Raw genomic sequence first — 19261 nt, forward strand, 5'->3', positions numbered from 1 at the left:
TTGCGTCCGCAAGTGAGGCCAACACTAGCACTTTTCTTGTGCGACGCAATAAATATGCCTCAACGCCTCTGTGACAAGACCTTCACAAGCGTGCCACAGAGGGCTTGATAGTAGGTAAAGGCGCTTGCGCGAAGCTGCTTGCGGACAGCGATGCCGGAGACTGCACCGCCGAGCTATCCGGCTACCGGGAGACCTTGACCACGGCCTTGATCAACCCGGTCTTTTCATGCGCCCAGCGTGGCAGATCGACGACGACGGCGTTCAAAGTCGTGCGATGCGTGATCAGCGACGACACCGGGACATGTCCGGCGCGGATCGATGCCGCCACATGCTCGAAATCCTGCCGCGTCGCATTGCGGCTGCCGACCAGCATCATTTCGCGTTTGTGGAATTCAGGATCGGAGAAGCGGATATCGTCCTTCACGACGCTGACGAAGACCAGGCAGCCCCCATGGGCAACAAAGGAAAAGGATTTTTCCATCGAACCACCAAAGCCGGTGGCATCGAAGACCACATCGAAACCATCGCCGCCCGTCGCCGATAAGACGGCCTCCAAGGCGCCGTCCCCGGCCAATATTCCTGCATCAAAACCGAGCCGTTCGGCCGCCATCTGCAGGCGTTCGGCACTTGTATCGAGCAGCGTCACCTCATGGCCGGCGATGCGCGAAAAGAGCGCGGTCCCGAGGCCGATCGGTCCGGCGCCGATGACCAGAGCCCTCGACCCAGCAGGCGCCAGCGAGCGGCGCACCGCATGGGCGCCGATGGCCAGGAATTCGACTGTTGCCGCCGCCTCCAGCGAAAGATCGCCGGCCGGATAAAGATTTTCCTCGGGCACGAGGATTTCCTCGCACAGCGCGCCGTCGGTATGAACTCCCAGAACCTTGATCGCCGTGCAGCAGTTTGGCTTGTCCTTGCGGCACGCGACGCAGATTCCGCAGGACAGATACGGATTGACGATGACCGGCGTGCCCGGAGCCAAGGACACCCCTTCGCCGGGCTCGATTACCGTTGCCGAGATCTCGTGGCCCATGATTCTTGGATATTCGAGATAAGGGTGTTTGCCCTCGAAAATATGATAGTCGGTGCCGCAGATGCCGACATGGCTGACCGCCAACCGCGCCCATCCCTTTGGTGGCGAACCCGGGGCTGGTCTGTCGATGATATCCAGGCGCCCGGGCTCGGAGCAGATGGCCGCTTTCATGGCAGGCGTTCCTTGCAGTCTCAATTCGCAGACGGGTTGATGGCAACGGCATCCGGCCGGCTTAGAACCGGCAGGACACCCGCGATGATCAGCGCGAACCGCGGCGGCGCAGCTGGTCGAAATAGACGATGACGATGATCAGTACGCCGGTGATAATCCGCTGCACGAACGCATTGACGTTGAGCAGATTGGCGCCGTTGTTGATGGTCGCCAGGATGAAGGCGCCGAGCAGCGGCCCATGCACCGACCCGACCGCGCCAAACAGACTGGTGCCGCCGATGACCGAAGAGGCGATCGCTTGCAATTCCCAACTTTCGGCCTGGGTGGCGTTGCCGATGCCGATGCGCGAGGCGAGCAGCAGGCCAACAAAGGCGGCGCAGGTGGAAGACAGGATATAGGCAAGGTAGATCGTCCGGTTAACGTTGACGCCGGAGAGACGTGCGGCTTCGCTGTTGGAACCGACCGCAAAGAGGTAACGGCCCCAACGGCTCAGATGCAGAAAGATATAGGCAGGTATCGCCACGACGATGACCATCCAGAACAGGCTGGGAATACCAAGGAAATCGGCGCGCGAAAAATTGGTGAAGGATTCATCGCTGATCGAGATGGTCGAGCCATTGGTCACCAAGAGGCCGATGCCGCGCAGCGAGGTCAACGTTGCCAGCGTGATGATGAAGGCAGGAAGCCCCATGCGGACGATGCCGAAGGCATGAAAAGCGCCGATCGCCACGCCGACCAATAGGGTGATGCCCATGGCCGGCCAGAGCGGCACGCCATGCTGCAGAAGCCAGGCGACGGTGACGCTGGAGAAACCAACCACGGCACCGACGGATAGATCGATACCGGCAGTGATAATGACGAATGTCTGACCCACGGCAAGGATCGCCGTCATCGACCCCTGGCGCAACAGATTGCTGATGTTGTTGGAGGTCCAGAAACTCGTCGTCGAGATGCCGAGGAGCAGCCAGAGGAACAGCAACAGCCCAAGCAAGGTCAGGCCGAACAGGATGTTCATGCCTTTCTTCGGCACCGGTGCGGTTTCCGTTGTGGTCTCTACGCTCATGATTTTCCTCCGCGCATTTTCTTACTCAGTCTTTTCATGATGCTAGACGCCGATCGCCTGGGTCAGCACTTCTTCATGAGACGCACTACGATAGGTGTGGCTGGCGACAAGTTTTCCCTGCCGGAACACATGCAGCCGGTCCGAAAGCTCGTAGACCTCCGGCAGGTAGGAGGAGATCAGGATAATGCCCGCCCCCTGCTCCAGAAGCCTTGCAAACAGCCGGTAGATTTCCGCCTTGGTACCGACATCGACACCAACGGTCGGCTCGTCGAAAATGAACAGCTTGGCACCGTGGCTCAGCCATTTGCCGATGACGATCTTCTGCTGGTTGCCGCCGGACATGGCCGACGCCAGAACACGCCGCGTCGGCGTCTTGATCTTCAGATCCTTGATCTGCCGGTCGGCATTCTCGATCTCTTTGCCGCGATTGATGGTGAGACCACGCGACAACCGGTCGAAGACAGGCAGGTTGATATTCAGCCCGATCGGCAGGTTGAGGCAGAGCCCCTGGTCGCGGCGGCTTTCGGGCGCAAGCGCAATGCCGAGGTCCATCGCATCGCGCTCATTGCGAATCCTGACCTTGCTTCCCTGCCAAAAAACTTCGCCGGCGCTCAACGGCTGGCGGCCATAAAGCCCGAGCGCGAACTCGCTGCGCCCGGCACCGATCAAGCCGTAGAGCCCGACGATTTCGCCAGCGCGCACCGACAGAGAGACATCCGAGAAGCCCGGTCCGGAGAGGCCGCGCGTCTCGACAATCGTCGCGCCGATCGGCAATGTTTCCTTGTGATAGATCTGCTCGATGGTGCGGTTGATCATCATCGAGATCAGCTCGGCATCATTGGTTTCAGTGATCTTTCGCGTGCCGATATGGGTACCGTCGCGCAGCACCGAAACCCGGTCGGCCAGCTCGAAAACCTCTTCCATGCGATGGCTGATATAAACGATCGTCACGCCTTCGGCCTGTAGCCGGCGAATGAGCCGGAAGAGCTGCGCCGATTCCTGGCGTGTCAGGTACGCGGTCGGCTCATCGAAAATCAGGAACTGGGTGCCGCGCATCGCCGCGCGCGCCGTCGCCACCAGCTGCTGCTGGCCGATCGTCAGGTCGCTGAGAAGGGCCGCCGCGGGCAGGTTGAAGCCGAGATCATTGAGTACGGCCTGGGCGGCATCGGTCATGGCGCGCTTGCGCATTAGGCCGTTCTTGTTGATCTCGTCGCCGAGAAACATATTCGCAGCGACAGATAGGTGGCGGCAGAGCACGACTTCCTGATGCACTGCATTAATACCGCGCGAAATCGCCTCGTTCGGTGTGGCAAGCTGCACCGCATCACCACACCAGAAGACCTCGCCGGATGTCCGGCGGATGACGCCGGTCAAAAGCTTGATCAGCGTCGATTTACCAGCGCCGTTTTCGCCGACGATCGCGTGGACCTCTCCCGACAGAAAGGCGATGTTTGCAGGCTTCAGCGCCTCGACGGCACCGTATTTCTTCTGCAGGCCGCGCAGTTCCAGGATCGGCTCGCCCTTGGGAACAGGGTGCTTGGCAATCGTCGCCGCGCCCTCGTGCCGGTGGCTGACATCGTGAAGTCCGGTCATGGCGGCTTTCCTCCTCACTCCGAAACCTGTGTCAGAACGGCGAGCCTCTCTGACACAAATCTGGATCGCGTTATGCGACAGACGGCAGACCGTTATCGGAACGGCCTGCCGTGTTGTTTCGATCAGTTGACCTTCGGGTTCAGAAGGGCGTCGATCTTCGGATCCGCCATGTTGGCCTTGGTCACCAGATTTGCACCGGTATCGACATTGGCCTCGACCTTCTCCTTTTTCGAAGCAGCCAGTGCCGTTTTGATGCCGTCATAGCCCATGCGATATGGGTCCTGCACCACGAGACCGGCGAGAACGCCTTCCTTGAGGAAGCCGACCGTCTTTTCGTCGCTGTCGAAGCCAATGACCTTGATCTTGTCGCCGAGCTTGTTTTCAGCGATCGCCTGGCCAACGCCCTGCGCCATGATCAGGTTAGACGCGAAGACGCCAACGAGGTTCGGGTTTGCAGTGATCAGGTCGGTCATCATGTTGAGGCCGGTGGTTGCCTGGCCGTCAGCATACTTGTCAGCCACGACCTTCAGGCCCGGATATTTAGCCGTGATCTGCTCGACGAAGCCGTTGTGGCGCTGATCCAGCGAACCGACACCCGGCAGGCTGGTGATGATGGCGATGTCACCCTCTTCCTTGCCGGTTGCTTCCTTGATGGCAGCAGCAAGACCATCAGCAGCGATGCGGCCGCCCTGAGTGTTGTCGGTGGTCAGGAAGGAGGTGAAGGCTTTGGAATCGGCACCTGAGTCGATGCCGATGATCGGCACGGTCTTGGCAGCTTCATCGATCGGCTTGCCGAGCGCCTTGAATTCCGTCGGCGAGATGACGACAGCAACCGGAGCACCGGCAACAGCATTTTCCAGAATGGTGATCTGGCCGTTGATGTCGGATTCCGACTGGGCGCCGAGTTCCGGCACGTTAACGCCGAGATCCTTGCCGGCAGCACGAGCACCAGCCAGAACGATTTGCCAGTAGAACGATGTGGTATCTTTGACGATGATCGGGATTGTGACGTCCTGCGCAAACGACGCCATCGGCATCATCGTTGCGAAAACAGCGGCACCGGCCAGGCTGGTAAAGGCGCGGCGGGACAGGATATTCTTCATAAGGGTCATGGTGTTGTTCTCCTCCAACAACGTCTTGTTCAGTTCTCCTCAGACCGGACTGCAAGACGCAAACAGTTCGATCTTTTATCCATAAAAAACATTTTGCTTTGGCAAGCTATCTCAGCATTTTCGAAATTGCAAGCGTTCGAAATTTCCCTTGAACATTGTCTTCCTCCCAACGCCAAGTCTTTGTTTTTCATCACGAAGATGAACCGGCCCACCTCCATGGGCCGGGTTTCGCTGCCGGTGTCAGACGCGGTAGAGTTCCTGCGGATGCACGACACCCTTTTTCAGGATGATATTTCCGTACAGCCGGAATTCCGTCGTCGCGACGATATAGGCAGCCTTGCGCGAGCGCTCGTAGAAGGCAAAGCGCTCGATCGGCACCACCTTGAAGTCGCCGGCAAGTTTTTTGACCAGGCTCTGGAACTTGACGCAGACATCCGGCACCGCCTGCGGATCGCCGACGACTTCCATGCGCCAGGCGGATTCATCCACGAACGTGTCGAGCGGCATATGGGCGAGGATAGCCTCGAGAATGCTCAGCGCATCGACCCCGTCCGCCCGCACCACCTTCGGCCCCATCGTGCTGGCCGGAAAGTTGGCATCGGCAATCACGATCTCGTCCCCATGCCCCATGGTACGGATCGCATGCAGTAATTCCGGACCGAGCAATGGATGTATTCCCTTCAGCATTCCGTTTTTCCTTTGTCTCTTGGAAGCCGGCTAAACCCGAACAGCGTCTGCGCCGAGTTCCGGGGCTACTAACGTATGCGCTTCGTAAGCCTTGAAATCGTCCGGCTGCAGACGCCGCTCGGTCAATTCCATATTGCGGGTCAGGCTCGACGGTTTGGCTGTTCCGAGAAGAACCGAGGCAACCGCCGGGCTTTGCAACGGAAACTGGATCGCCGGTGCTGCCAGCGGCAGTCCTTGAGATCGCGCAATCGTCTCCATTGCTCTCACCTTGTCGAGAACGTCCGGGGTCGCCGGCATATAGTCGAAATGCGCCCCCTCCACCGGACCGGTGGCCAGAATACCCGAATTGAAAACGCCGCCAACCACCAGCGAGGTTTTCTTTTTCTCGCAGAGCGGCAGCAGTTCGGCGGTAGCGGTGCGGTCAAGAAGCGTATAGCGCCCGGCCAGAAGGATGCAGTCGATATCCGCCTCACCCATCACATCGAGGCAAACCGGCACTTCATTGACGCCCAGGCCGTAAGCCGCGATGGCGCCGCTCGATTTCAGCTGGTCCAACGCCTTCAAACCACCATCCAGCAACTGGCGAAGATAGACAGCATTGCGCTCGGCACCGTGCGTATAGACACCGATATCGTGGACCAAGAGAATATCGATGCGGTTGAGCCCGAGGCGGGCATAGCTGAATTCGACCGAGCGCATGATACCGTCATAGGAATAGTCGTAATCCGTATCGAATGGCAGCGGATCGACGAAACCGTAGCTTGGCACCTCATCGTCGGCGACCGGCCGCTGCAGCCGGCCAACCTTCGTCGACAGAACATAACTGCCCTTGGGCTTGTCACGCAGGAAATCGCCGACGCGACGCTCGGCCAGACCAAACCCGTACCAGGGCGCCGTATCGAAGAACCGCAAGCCGGCAGTCCAGGCCGCTTCCAGCGTTTCCATTGCCGCTTCGCGCGGGCAGGCCCGGTACATGCCGCCGAGCGGCGCCGTGCCAAAGCTATATTCGGTGACGGAAAGGTCCGTCTGGCCGATTTTGCGTGTCTGCATCAATTCTCTCCTCCGCTCCAACGCCCGCCCGTCAGAGTGTCGCGCCCAGGTGCCAGGGCACGAATTCATTGTCGCCGTAACCGAACAGCTCGCTCTTGGTTTTCTTGCCGGACGCCGTATCGATGATCAGATCGAAGATCTCGCGGCCCATGCCGGCTATCGTCGCGTCACCCGTAGCAATGGTGCCGCAATCGATATCCATGTCTTCCTCCATGGCGCGATACAGTGCCGTGTTGCTGGTCAGCTTGATCGACGGACATGGACGCGAGCCGAAACAGCTGCCGCGGCCGGTCGTAAACGTGATGACATTGGCGCCACCCGCCACCTGCCCTGTTGCCGAGACCGGGTCGTAGCCGGGCGTATCCATGAAGACGAGGCCGTGTTCCGTCACCCGCTCGGCATAATGATAGACCGCCGTCAGCGGCGAGCGGCCGCCCTTGGCGACGGCACCGAGCGATTTTTCCAGGATCGTCGTCAGGCCGCCGCGCTTGTTGCCCGGCGAAGGATTGTTGTCGAGCGAAGCGCCATGCATGGCGACATAGTCTTCCCACCAGGAAATCAGTCCGTCGAGTTTTTCCGCGACGCCATCATTGACGGCCCGGCTGCGCAGCAGATGCTCGGCACCGTAGATTTCCGAGGTTTCCGACAGGATGGCCGTACCGCCGGCACCGGCCAGAATATCAACAGCAGCCCCCAAAGCCGGATTGGCCGTAATGCCCGAAAGTCCATCCGAGCCACCGCATTGCAGCCCGACGATGATCTCGCTGACCGGGATCGGAATTCGCTTGGCCGTTCCGATCTCCGCCGCGATCTCCTCAAGCACGCCCAGCGCGCGGGCAACCGCGCGGCGGGAGCCGCCGGCATCCTGAATGTTGAAATGCCGTTTGCCGGCACCAGCGCCTGACTGACCGTAAAGCGTCAGCTGGTTGACCTCGCAGCCAAGCCCGACCATCAGCACGCCGCCGAAATTCACATGGCGCGTATAGCCGGCAAGGGTTCGGTGCAGGTTCTTCATGCCGTCGCCGGTCGAACTCATGCCGCAGCCCTGATCGTGGACGATCGGCACGAAACCGTCGATGCCGTCATAACGCGGCAGAATGACCTTGTTGGCTTCCTCCGCGATGGCACGGCAGACGGTGGTGGAACAGTTGACGCTGGCGATGATGCCGATGAAATTGCGGGTCGCGGCGCGCCCGTCGGCGCGGCGGTAGCCCAGGAAAGTCCGCGCCTTGTCGGCGACACTGGCCGCTTCCGGCGGGACCGGAGCGCCGATCGACAGGCGGTCCTGATCGAAGGCCAGATTGTGCGAATGAACGTGGTCGCCCGCAGCGATCTCGACGGTCGCCCGGCCGATCGCCTGGCCGTATTTCACCACCGGTTCGCCGATATGGACGTTATGGATCGCCACCTTATGGCCGGGATCGATCTTGCCGTTTGCGCGCACGCCGCCCGGCAGTTCACCACCCGCCTCGATGGCCAGCGATGCGACGGCGACATTGTCGTCCGGCGACAAAACGATGAAGGAAGGTGCGGTCACCCTTGGTATCTCCCTGGCAATTCTTATTCGAATGAGCCTCTCATTCGTTTTGTCTTTTATCCACAATAGACAGTTTATCGTCAATGGGTATTATGGGGTGCGGCTGGAGGGCACGACGCAAGCACCGCATCAAAAACAGAATCAGGGACGAAACACGATGAACCCGCAGAGCAAAATCGAAGACAGGATCAAACCGGTCGGATAGAGCACGTTAAAAAAACCCCGCCCACGCTTTGGGCTTACAGAACTCATATCCGGTCGACACAGTCATGGCGAAACAGAATACCGTCTTCAAGGACGCCTTCAACCGTTGCCTCAAGCTCCTGGCGGAAACCTCCAGCCTGCCGTCCGAGCCGGAACTGGGCACGACGCTCGGCGTCAGCCGCACGACCATCCGCGCCATTCTGACGCGTATGGAAGAGCTACAGCTGCTGGCCTGGGACAAGCGGGCAAAGGTTGTCCTGCGCCAGCCGAAGCCGGAGGACTATTACCCCGCAGAAGAAACCGATTCGCTGTCCGACATCATTGAGCGCAGTTTCATGCGCCGGATTCTGGCTGGCGGTGCCGAGCCTGGCATGCAGATCAACGAGCTGGAACTGGCGCGCGATATCGGCACCGGCACCACCAGCGTGCGCGAATTCCTGATTCGCTTCAGCCGCTTCGGCCTGATCGAGAAGCGGCCGAACAGCCACTGGATCCTCAAGGGTTTTACCCGCGAGTTTGCGCTGGAACTGACGGAAGTGCGCGAAATGTTCGAACTGCGTTCTGCTGCAAGCTTCACCGCCCTTGCGCCGGAGCACACGGCCTGGGCCGATCTCGACCGGATCGAGGCCTTACACCGTGAAATTCTCGCCGATATCGACAATCGCTACAAGGAATTCTCCGAACTCGACGAGCGCTTCCATCTCTTGGTACACACGTCATCGAGCAACCGGTTCATCGTCGATTTCTACGACATCATCACCATCGTCTTTCACTACCACTACCAGTGGAACAAGACGAATGCGCGCGAGCGCAACGCTCGGGCCTTGGAAGAACATCTCGACTATATCGCCGCCCTTCGCTCCCGCGACCCAGCACGTGTCGAGGCCGCCTGCCGGCGGCATCTCAAATCGGCGCGCGAAACCCTGCTCCAGTCCATTCAATAGCCGGATTCAAGATATCATGATCACGCCCATCGTTCAGTTTGGAACCAGCCGATTCCTGCAGGCTCATGCCGATCTTTTCGTCAGTGAGGCACTGGAAAGGGGCGAAGCCATCGGCAAGATCACCATCGTGCAGACCACCGGATCAGTGGAGCGTGCCGCACGCTTAACGGCTTTGGCGGCGCCGGACGGTTTTCCAGTCATCATCAGGGGGCTTGTGGATGGCGCCGAAGTCGATCGCACCCAGCAGGTCAAAAGCGTCGCCCGGGCACTGTCCACTTCGGCGGACTGGGACGAGATCAAGCGGATCGTGGCCACGGAAGCCGAAGTGCTGATCTCCAATACCGGCGATACCGGCTATGCGATCGGGCCAGATGATCTTGCGATGGACGTTCCTGCATCGTTTCCCGGCAAACTGCTGATCCTTTTGCACGAGCGCTATCGCGCAGGCGGCAAGGCGCTGACGGTTCTGCCCTGTGAACTCGTCGCCCGCAACGGTGACACGCTGAAAACGGTAATGCTCGATCTTCAATCCGGCCGGATCGCTGATGCGGGTTTCAGGGACTGGCTGGCAAACCAGGTTATCTGGGGCAATACGCTGGTGGACCGGATCGTCTCCGAACCATTGGAGCCTGCCGGAGCGGTGGCAGAGCCCTATGCACTGTGGGCGATAGAGGCGCAGCCCGGGTTAAAACTCCCCTGCAGGCATCCGTCCATTCTGCTGGTCGAAAACCTCTCCCCATACGAGAAGCTGAAGCTGCACATCCTCAACCTCGGCCATACGGTGCTGGCCGATATCTGGCTGAAAACCGGGCGGCCGTCGGATGAGACCGTTAAAGCCATCCTTAAGGACCCAGATATTCTTGCCGCGCTGATGAACATCTACGAAACCGAGGTCATTCCCGGCTTTGCCGCGAAGAACCTCGGCAGCGAGGCCACCAGGTACGTGGCGCAGACGCTCGACCGGTTCCGGAATCCATTCCTGGAACACCGAATCCGCGATATCGCCAACCATCACGCTGAGAAAATCACCCGGCGGATTGCCGATTTCAAGGCCTGGAGCCCGGATGTGGCGATGCCCAGACTGACAGCGATCATCGAAAGCCGCTGATCAGTAGCCGGCAACCGGCTTGGTATCGCCCTTTTCGCCAGACAGGAAGTCGTCCCGCAACTTCGTCGTGGCGCTGACCAGAAGCGTCACATCGGTGCCGATTGCCATGAAGTCTGCGCCCATTGCGCGGTACATATGGGCCTGGTCGAGGCTCAGCGTCATGATGCCTCGTGCCTTGCCCGCCTTGCCGATCCGATCGAATGCGTCCTTGATCGCCGCTGTCACCTGCGGATGCCCGGGCTGGCCGAGATATCCCATGTCTGCGGCGAGGTCGGACGGGCCGATGAACAGGCCGTCAACGCCGTCGAGCGCTGCGATATCGTCCAGCGCCACGAGACCGGCACGGCTTTCGATCTGCACGATCAGGCAAATCTCGTCATTGGCCGTTTCAAGATAATCGCCGATCCGGCTGAACTGCGATGCCCGGCCAAGGGCGGCACCGACGCCGCGTACGCCATGCGGCGGATAGCGCACGGCACGCACCAAAGCCTGAGCCTGTTCGACACTTTCCACCATCGGGATCAGCAATGTCTGAGCGCCGGTGTCGAGGATCTGCTTGATCAGCCAGGTTTCACCGACCGGAAGCCGGACCATCGGATGGCTGCCGGAGCGGGCCACGGCCTGGATTTGCGCCGACAGAAGCGGAATATCGTTCGGCCCATGTTCGCCATCGATCAGCAGCCAGTCATAACCGCTGCCCGAGACGATTTCCGCTGCATAGGGACTGGCCAGCGCTACCCAGAGACCCAGCTGAAAACGATCCTCGCGGAGCGCGGCTTTGAAGGTGTTTTTCGGGGCGGGCATGGCTGTCTCCTGCTGTCTTTATGCTTTCTACCGCCAAACGAAAAAACCGGCCAGAACTATCCAGCCGGTTCTCTTCAAAACCTGATTGGCAGATCAGGAAATGCCGCCGAGGCAGACATATTTGATCTCGGTGAATTCCTCGATGCCGTATTTCGAGCCTTCGCGCCCAAGGCCGGACAGCTTGACGCCGCCAAACGGTGCCTCGGCCGTCGAAATCAGGCCGGTATTGACCCCGACCATGCCGTATTCCAGCGCTTCGGCAACGCGGAAGACGCGTGACAGATCCTTGGCATAGAAATAAGATGCCAAGCCGAATTCGGTGTCGTTTGCCTGCTCGATGACATCCGCCTCAGACTTGAAGCGGAACAGCGGCGCAAGAGGACCGAAGGTTTCTTCGCGGGCAACAGCCATGTCCTTGGTGACATCGGCCAGGATGGTTGCCTCGAAGAACGTGCCGCCGAGCGCATGCGGCTTGCCGCCAGCCAAGATGCGCGCGCCCTTTTTCAAGGCGTCGGCAATGTGCTCCTCAACCTTTTTCAGGGCTGCCTTGTCGATCAGCGGCCCAAGGATCACGCCTTCATCGAAGCCATTGCCGGTCTTCAGCTTGCCGACAGCCGTTGCCAGCTTTTCAGCAAAGGCATCGTAGACGCCGTCCTGAACATAGATACGGTTGGCACAGACGCAGGTCTGGCCGTTGTTGCGATATTTGGCGATCAGCGCACCTTCGACGGCAGCGTCGAGATCGGCATCATCAAAAACGATGAAAGGCGCATTGCCGCCGAGCTCGAGGCCGAGTTTCTTGATGGTCGGCGCGCTCTGCTTGTAGAGTTCGGTGCCGATTTCGGTCGAACCGGTAAAGGTCAGCTTGCGCACCGTCGGATTGGACGTCATTTCGGCGCCGATCGCTGCGGCCGAACCGGTGATGACGCTGAACAGACCCTTCGGCAGGCCGGCGCGTTCGGCCAGAACCGCAATGGCAATCGCCGAAAATGGCGTCTGCGAGGCCGGCTTCAAAACCAGAGCGCAGCCGGCAGCAAAGGCAGGACCAGCCTTGCGGGTGATCATCGCATTCGGGAAGTTCCACGGCGTGATTGCCGCGACGACACCAATCGGCTGCTTCATCACCATGATACGCTTATCCGGCTGATGACCGGGAATCATGTCACCGTAGATGCGGCGGCCTTCTTCGGCAAACCATTCGATGAAGCTGGCGCCGTAGACGATTTCGCCGGTGGCTTCCGCCAGCGGCTTGCCCTGTTCGAGCGTCAGGATGCGGCCGAGATCGTCCTTGTTCTCGATCATAAGGTCGTACCATTTGCGCAGCACGGCGCAGCGCTCCTTGGCTGTTCTTGCGGCCCAGCCCTTCTGCGCAATGCGTGCTACCTCGATGGCTGCCTTGGTTTCAGCTGCGCCGAGCTTCGGAACGCGGCCGATGATCTCGCCGGTGGCCGGATTGTTCACCTCGATGGCATTTGTCGGATCTGCTTCGATCCAGTGTTCGCCGACAAGTGCGGCCTGGCGGAACAGCGAAGGGTCTTTCAAGGTCACGGTCATCGGCGGCAGGTCCTTTGCTTCGAAAAAATCTACAGAACTTATACAACTTTTTTCTGACGTTCGACAATAACCCTGACGAACGTTTCTGCGGTCAATGCCGTCGCGCAACCGGCCGTCACCGGCTCACCTGGCGGTTGTCGTCAAATTGGAAACAGTCCATCTCTAAACCGGAGTCTATTCTCGCCGATACAATCGCCATATGCGGACTGCGTCCGCTGAAAAAAATTCCGACCTCCCAAGACAGGAACAAACCATGACAACCGCCAGCAACTACCGCCAAGCAGATTATCCGATCGAGCCGAGCTTCCTCAACCGTTGGTCGCCGCGCGCCTTTACCGGCGACACCATTTCCGAAACCGAACTGCTGACCATTCTGGAAGCTGGGCGCTGGGCGCCTTCCGCCTATAACTCGCAGCCGTGGCGCTTCGTCTATGCCTTGCGCGGGACCGAACAGTGGGACAAGATCTTCCCGATCCTCAACGAATTCAACCAGGGTTGGGCAAATTCGGCATCGGCACTGGTCATCCTGGTTTCGAAGACCCACTTCGCTGCGCCGGGCGCAACCGAAGAAACGTCATCCTACAGCCATAGCTTCGACACGGGCGCCGCTTGGAGCTCGATCGCCCATCAGGCACAGCTGCTCGGCTTCCAGGCACATGGCATGACCGGCCTGCATTTCGACAAGGCGATTGAAATCCTCGGCATTCCCGAAGGTTACCGCGTCGAAGCCGCCACCGCTATCGGCCGCCTGGGCGACAAGACGCAACTGCCGGAATACCTGCAGGCGCGCGAAACACCGAGCCCACGGCGTCCGCTTTCGGAAGTTGCCTTCAACGGCACTTTCATCGCTGACTAAACCAAAAAGAAAACCACGCCTTCCAGACGGAAGGCGTGGTTTTGATGGATACGAAATGTGCTGACTCTAACGCGGCAGCGGCCGATCAGATGTCGAGATTGGCGACGTTCAGGGCGTTTTCCTGAATGAAATCGCGGCGTGGTTCAACTTCATCGCCCATCAGGCGCGAGAACAGGCCATCGGCATCGGTGGCATCCGGCACGCGGACCTGGAGCAGCGAGCGGACGTTCGGATCGAGCGTCGTTTCCCAAAGCTGCTCGGCATTCATTTCGCCAAGACCCTTGTAGCGCTGCATCGACAGGCCCTTGCGGCCGCTGGCGAAGATCGCGTCGAGAAGCGCGCGCGGCCCGCTGATTTCGATTGCACCGTCCTTGCGCTTCAACAGCGGCGGAACGGCATAGATTTCCTTGAGGCGCGGGGTCATCAGATCGATATGGCGTGCGTCCTGCGAGCCGATCAGCGCCATGTCCAGCGAGGCGACTTCCTTGACGCCGCGCACCATGCGCTCGAACTTCAGGCCGCCATCGCTGGCGACCGCCACGACCCAGCCGCGCTCGGTTTCTTCAGCGATCAGGTCCAGCCGCTTGGCCACTTCGGCAGCGGTCGCTTCCGACTGCGCCTGGTTGTTGTTCAGTTCCGGATTGAGAGCGCCGGCAATCGCCGCCTGCTCGACGACGGAGCGGCTGTAGCGCGAATGCAGGGATTCGACCAATGTCCGCAACCGCAGCGCATCAACGATGACTTCGCGCAAATCCTGCCCGACCCGGACTTCGCCGGAGCCAAGCTCAAGGGCCGCGTCTTCCAGACCCGTGGAGATCAGATATTCCTCCAGCGCCTTTTCATCCTTCAGATACTGCGCCGACTTGCCGCGTGCCACCTTGTAGAGCGGCGGCTGGGCGATATAGAGGTGCCCGCGCTCGATCAGTTCCGGCATCTGCCGGAAGAAGAACGTCAAGAGCAGCGTGCGAATATGGGCGCCGTCGACGTCAGCGTCGGTCATGATGATGATCTTGTGGTAGCGCAGCTTGTCCGGGTTGAACTCGTCCTTGCCGATCGATGTGCCCAGCGCCGTGATCAGCGTACCGATTTCCTGGCTCGACAGCATCTTGTCGAAGCGGGCCCGCTCGACATTGAGGATCTTGCCACGCAGCGGCAGGATCGCCTGGTTTTCACGTGAACGGCCCTGCTTGGCCGAACCGCCGGCGGAATCCCCTTCCACCAGGAAGAGTTCGGACTTGGCCGGATCGCGCTCGGAGCAGTCGGCAAGCTTGCCGGGCAGCGAGGAGATATCCAGTGCACCCTTGCGGCGGGTCAGTTCGCGGGCCTTCTTGGCGGCTTCGCGAGCAGCGGCGGCTTCGATCACCTTGCCGACCAGGATCTTCGCGTCGCCGGGATGCTCTTCAAGCCAAGTGCTGAGCGCTTCGTTGACGAGGCTTTCGACGACCGGGCGAACCTCGGAGGAGACAAGCTTGTCCTTGGTCTGCGAGGAGAATTTCGGATCGGGTACCTTGACGGAGAGAACGGCGGTCAGGCCTTCGCGGCAATCTTCGCCGGTCAGCGTCACCTTTTCCTTCTTCATGATGCCGGAGCTGTCACCATAGGAAATGATCTGGCGCGTCAGGCCGCCACGGAAGCCGGCCATATGCGTACCGCCATCACGCTGCGGTATGTTGTTGGTGAAGCAGAGAACATTCTCGTGATAGCTGTCGTTCCACCACATCGCCACTTCGACGGTGATGCCGTCCTTTTCGCCGCGGATGGCGACTGGCCTGGAGACCAGCGGCTTCTTTGCCCGGTCGAGATAGGCGACGAAGGCCTCGAGACCGCCGTCATACATCATCTCGGTCTCGCGGATATCGGAATGCCGCTTGTCGGTCAGGAGAATGCGAACACCCGAATTCAGGAAGGCGAGCTCGCGCAGGCGGTGCTCCAGCGTTCCGTAATCGAACTCGATCATCGTGAAGGTATCGGTGCTCGGCAGGAAGGTGACTTCCGTGCCGGTCTCGCCATTGCTGTCGCCGATTACCTTCAGGGGTGCGTCGGCAACGCCGTGGGTGAAGTTGATTTCGTGGATCTTGCCCTGGCGCTTGATCTTCAGCTGCAGCTTGACCGAAAGCGCGTTGACGACCGATACGCCGACGCCGTGCAGACCGCCGGAAACCTTGTAGGAATTCTGGTCGAACTTACCGCCGGCATGCAGCTGCGTCATGATCACTTCGGCCGCCGAAATGCCTTCACCCGTGTGGATATCGGTCGGGATGCCACGGCCGTTGTCGGTCACCGTCACCGAGCCGTCCGCATTCAGCGTCACCGTGACGATATCGGCATGACCAGCCAGCGCCTCGTCGATCGCATTGTCCACCACTTCGTAGACCATGTGATGCAAGCCTGAGCCGTCGTCGGTATCGCCGATATACATGCCCGGCCGCTTGCGGACGGCATCGAGACCCTTCAGAACCTTGATGGAATCGGCACCATATTCGGCGCTTGCGCCGGCTTCGGTTTCAGGCAAATCGGTCATTCGGCTATAAGTCTTTCCAGGTTTCGATGCCATGTCTTCGGAGATGAGATTCCGTGCGAATCACCCCTCGATGGCGCTCCCCGAATATAGGGATTTTGTCCATAGTTCCAAATCCCGTGCAGCCTGAAAGCGGCAGAAATCAGGGGATCATCAGAGTTCCTTATCAGGAAAGCGGCCTTTTTCCAAAACATCTTCAAGGATGCGGATGGTTTCGGCGGATAAGCTGCGAATACGGCCTGCAAGCCGGTTGGCAAACGCCGTATGTGCCGCCGGCAGGCCGGATGTATCGAGAACCACTTTCGGGTCGGAGATCGCCGCAATCCCGAACAGTTCGTCGGCATCGTCCCAGATCACATTGAAATAACCAGCGACCCTTTGCAGGAATTCAAAGCTCGGCGCACCGCGCTTGCCATGCTCAAGCGCCGAGAGATAGGCGGGCGACACCCCGATCGCCGCCGCCATCTGCTTTTGCGAGACACCCTTCTGGCGCCGCAGCCGGTGCACCGCTTCCCCGAACGGGGTCATGGGGTACCCCTTGGCCGCGACAGGCGGACATAAAGCGCGCCGTCACCACCATGGTTACGCGCGGCAGGCTCAAAGGACGAGATCAGCATGCGGAATTCCGGCAGCGAAAACCACATCGGCACCGCCCGCTTGAGGGCCCCGTCGCTGCCGAGCGACGTTCCCTTGCCGGTAATGACGAGCACATGCCGCAGGCCACGATCATAGGCCCGCATCAGGAAATGCAGCAGCAGACCATGCGCCTCGCTCTGGATCATTCCATGCAGATCGATCCGCGCTTCGATTGCCAGATGGCCTTTGGCGAGCTTGCGCTTCACCGGTTTTTCAAGCGGATGATGCACACTTGCTATCTTCTTTGGCGCTTCCGGTGCAGCAAAACCAAACGCTTCGGCAAGCGACTTGCCTTCCTTGATCACCGGCATCGGCAGTTTTTCCGGCAAGGGTTCGGGTTTGGGCTCGGGTCTGGGCTCTTCGAACTCCGCAAGCTCATCCATGCGTCCCGGTAATGGGCGGGTGGTGCGGGCGACCTTGCCCCAGAGGATGCGGTCTTCGCTGGTCAGCTTCTTTGTCTTAGCCATGACCGTATCTTGCCGCCGCGGCCTTCGGGATGAAAATGAAGAAATCGGCCTCGTTGCGCACCGCGCCGGCCAGCTGTCCGGCTTCATCACCGGAGCCGGTGAAGATATCGCCGCGCGCGGGACCGACGATGGCCGACCCCGTATCGAGCGCCAGCATCAACCGACGGAAGGGACGGCCACCCTCGATCGACGTCAGGCTGTTACTCGAGATGAAAAAGGGAACGCCGAACGTGTGGATGAGCCGGTCGATGGCCAGCGAGCGGCCGGGCTCCAGCGCCACTTTGGCGGCGGCTACCGGTCCAAGCCCGGTATCATCAACCTCGGCCTCCCGGAAAAAGATGAAGGAGCGATTGTGCCAGAGCACCTCATCCGCTTCGTCCGGATGATCATCAAGCCATTGCTTGATTGTCTGCATCGAGACATCAGCCGCTTCGATCTTGCCGCGTTCGATCAGGAGCTTACCGGTGGCGGAAAAGTAATGGCCGGTCTTGGCCGCATACGTCACCCGCTTCATAGACCCGTCGGGATAGACCAGGCGGGCCGCACCTTGAACATGAGCGAAGAATACATCGGTCTTCGATTTCGCATAGGCGATTTCCAGCCCGCGACCGGCAAGATATCCCTGCTCGATCGCCCTGCGGTCCGGATATTCGGAAATCGTGCCATTCGTCTGCTGCCCAAAGGCAAAATACGGGTTCATGCCGTCAGGACGGTTGTGGTCGCCGATATCAACGAGATCGTCCGGGCGGCGATAGAAGGGGAAGCGAAAGGTCTCGTTCCGTGTCGCACTGACCAAAACTTCGGGCTCGAAGAAAGCCGTCACAAAGCCAGGCTTGCCATCGTGCCGGACGATCTTGAACGGAATGAAATGGTCTTCGAAAAAGACGCGGGCCTCGCCCGCATCCTGCGGCCGGGTGTCTTTCGCCGCTTCATAGGCCGGCATCAGGTCGGCGGTGGAAATGCCCAATGATGCGGTCTTGTGCGGCTTAACCGCAGTGACCTGGCGACGACAGCGCTCAAAGGCTGGCAAAAGCGCGGATGGATCGTCGGTCTGCCAACCGGGAAGGTCGGAAAAATCGACCCGTTGCAAATCGAAATCCATCGCCGCTCGTCCCGTGCCTCATGCCCCGATCAGTTTTCCGACTCCGTCGCGATCAGCTTCCAGTTCGGATCGCGGGAACGGGTATCGCGCGAGAAGGTCCAGAGGTCGTTGACCTCGGAAACTGCTTCGGCATCGCCATCGACGATCGCCCCGGCCTTGTCATAGGTCGCCGAAATCAGCTGGCTGATGATGCGTAGCGTGATGTTGGCTTCGCTGTCCTTGATCTCGGCATGCACCATGTCGGCCTTTTCGATGCCGACGAAGGTGGACTTGACGACTTCGCCCTTGCTTTCGCGTTCGGAAATCGCTGCGTCGAAACCATCATAGACGTCGCGGGACAAAAGGCCTTTGAGCGTCTTGCGGTCACCATCGGCGAAAGCCATCACGATCATCTCATATGCCATCTTGGCGCCATTGACGAATTCCTTCGGATCGAAGGCCGGATCGGCATCGAACATGCGGCGCAGTGCATCGTTCAGCGGTGTACCTGCCTTGGTAAAGGCATCGACCGCCGCATAACGGGAAATCTCTTCGCCCGCACCGTCGCGGCGTGGCAACTGCACCACTTTGCCGGAGGCCTCGGGCCCGTCGGCTGCTTCGCGCGGCGAATAGGGATCGACCGGCGGACGTTCGTTGCCGGTCCGTTTGCCCAGGACGCTGCGCAGTTGAAGGAATATGATCACCGCGGCGACCAAGAAAAACAATGTGATGAAGTCGAAAGAGCCCATTTCCACCCAGAACCGCTGTTAATATGCCGTGCGATCATCCCATATAGTCTGCATGGCACGATCATTCAAATGGCTATATCACTTCTTTGCAATTGCC

The 19261-nt window shown here is 59.8% G+C and carries 17 protein-coding genes; 3 read left to right on the top strand and 14 right to left on the bottom strand.

What is annotated here, in order from left to right; genetic code table 11:
* Positions 1-181: 181 nt before the first annotated feature.
* The 7 genes from ACP7BS_RS13010 to ACP7BS_RS13040 all read right to left on the bottom strand — a co-directional run bounded on the left by ACP7BS_RS13010 (position 182) and on the right by ACP7BS_RS13040 (position 8243).
* Positions 182-1201 carry a zinc-binding alcohol dehydrogenase family protein gene (locus ACP7BS_RS13010; protein ID WP_426238437.1) on the bottom strand — a complete coding sequence of 340 codons (1020 nt, stop codon included), beginning with the start codon at positions 1199-1201 and terminating at the stop codon, positions 182-184.
* Between the two features lie 88 nt (positions 1202-1289).
* The gene (locus ACP7BS_RS13015; RefSeq protein WP_426238438.1) at positions 1290-2264 is read right to left on the bottom strand and encodes an ABC transporter permease; all 975 of its coding nucleotides are present in this window, start codon (positions 2262-2264) and stop codon (positions 1290-1292) included.
* A 42-nt stretch (positions 2265-2306) separates the two neighbouring features.
* Positions 2307-3857, bottom strand: coding sequence for a sugar ABC transporter ATP-binding protein (locus tag ACP7BS_RS13020; RefSeq protein ID WP_426238439.1), 1551 nt, complete (start codon positions 3855-3857; stop codon positions 2307-2309).
* A 122-nt stretch (positions 3858-3979) separates the two neighbouring features.
* On the bottom strand, positions 3980-4969 hold the full coding sequence (locus ACP7BS_RS13025) for an ABC transporter substrate-binding protein (RefSeq protein ID WP_426238440.1): 990 nt from the start codon (positions 4967-4969) through the stop codon (positions 3980-3982).
* 240 nt (positions 4970-5209) lie between these two features.
* Positions 5210-5656: an RbsD/FucU family protein gene (locus ACP7BS_RS13030; RefSeq protein ID WP_426125695.1), complete on the bottom strand. Its 447-nt coding sequence runs from the start codon at positions 5654-5656 to the stop codon at positions 5210-5212.
* 30 nt (positions 5657-5686) lie between these two features.
* Complete coding sequence (locus tag ACP7BS_RS13035) at positions 5687-6706, bottom strand: aldo/keto reductase (RefSeq protein ID WP_426238441.1); 1020 nt, start codon at positions 6704-6706, stop codon at positions 5687-5689.
* A 31-nt stretch (positions 6707-6737) separates the two neighbouring features.
* Positions 6738-8243 carry a UxaA family hydrolase gene (locus ACP7BS_RS13040; protein ID WP_426238442.1) on the bottom strand — a complete coding sequence of 502 codons (1506 nt, stop codon included), beginning with the start codon at positions 8241-8243 and terminating at the stop codon, positions 6738-6740.
* A gap of 269 nt (positions 8244-8512) precedes the next feature.
* Here ACP7BS_RS13040 and ACP7BS_RS13045 point away from each other — a divergent pair, with 269 nt between their 5' ends.
* Both ACP7BS_RS13045 and ACP7BS_RS13050 read left to right on the top strand, forming a co-directional pair.
* The gene (locus ACP7BS_RS13045) at positions 8513-9391 is read left to right on the top strand and encodes an FCD domain-containing protein (RefSeq protein WP_426238443.1); all 879 of its coding nucleotides are present in this window, start codon (positions 8513-8515) and stop codon (positions 9389-9391) included.
* A gap of 16 nt (positions 9392-9407) precedes the next feature.
* Positions 9408-10499, top strand: a complete 1092-nt coding sequence (locus ACP7BS_RS13050; RefSeq protein ID WP_426238444.1) for a mannitol dehydrogenase family protein — start codon at positions 9408-9410, stop codon at positions 10497-10499.
* Here the strand turns inward: ACP7BS_RS13050 and ACP7BS_RS13055 are convergent, their stop codons facing one another.
* Complete coding sequence (locus ACP7BS_RS13055) at positions 10500-11303, bottom strand: aldolase/citrate lyase family protein (RefSeq protein WP_426238445.1); 804 nt, start codon at positions 11301-11303, stop codon at positions 10500-10502.
* Positions 11304-11396: 93 nt separating this feature from the next.
* Positions 11397-12851: an NADP-dependent succinate-semialdehyde dehydrogenase gene (gabD, locus tag ACP7BS_RS13060; RefSeq protein WP_426238604.1), complete on the bottom strand. Its 1455-nt coding sequence runs from the start codon at positions 12849-12851 to the stop codon at positions 11397-11399.
* Positions 12852-13110: 259 nt separating this feature from the next.
* On the opposite strand from gabD, the gene ACP7BS_RS13065 reads away from it, so the two are divergent.
* Entirely contained in the window at positions 13111-13713 is a 603-nt protein-coding gene (locus ACP7BS_RS13065) for a nitroreductase family protein (RefSeq protein WP_426238446.1), read from the top strand.
* Positions 13714-13798: 85 nt separating this feature from the next.
* Here the strand turns inward: ACP7BS_RS13065 and gyrB are convergent, their stop codons facing one another.
* The 5 genes from gyrB to ACP7BS_RS13090 form a co-directional block, all read right to left on the bottom strand.
* Entirely contained in the window at positions 13799-16234 is a 2436-nt protein-coding gene (gyrB, locus tag ACP7BS_RS13070) for a DNA topoisomerase (ATP-hydrolyzing) subunit B (protein ID WP_426238447.1), read from the bottom strand.
* Between the two features lie 150 nt (positions 16235-16384).
* On the bottom strand, positions 16385-16759 hold the full coding sequence (locus ACP7BS_RS13075) for a helix-turn-helix domain-containing protein (RefSeq protein ID WP_426231434.1): 375 nt from the start codon (positions 16757-16759) through the stop codon (positions 16385-16387).
* On the bottom strand, positions 16756-17334 hold the full coding sequence (locus tag ACP7BS_RS13080) for a Smr/MutS family protein (RefSeq protein WP_426238448.1): 579 nt from the start codon (positions 17332-17334) through the stop codon (positions 16756-16758). Before ACP7BS_RS13080 ends, ACP7BS_RS13075 begins: the two co-directional genes overlap by 4 nt.
* Positions 17327-18436, bottom strand: a complete 1110-nt coding sequence (gene mltA, locus ACP7BS_RS13085) for a murein transglycosylase A (RefSeq protein WP_426238449.1) — start codon at positions 18434-18436, stop codon at positions 17327-17329. The genes ACP7BS_RS13080 and mltA overlap by 8 nt, the downstream gene beginning before the upstream one ends.
* A 29-nt stretch (positions 18437-18465) precedes the next feature.
* Positions 18466-19164, bottom strand: a complete 699-nt coding sequence (locus tag ACP7BS_RS13090; protein ID WP_426238450.1) for a Tim44/TimA family putative adaptor protein — start codon at positions 19162-19164, stop codon at positions 18466-18468.
* Positions 19165-19261 lie beyond the last annotated feature (97 nt).

The organism is Pararhizobium sp. DWP1-1-3 (assembly GCF_049896125.1).
In the GTDB taxonomy this organism is placed as follows: domain Bacteria; phylum Pseudomonadota; class Alphaproteobacteria; order Rhizobiales; family Rhizobiaceae; genus Pararhizobium.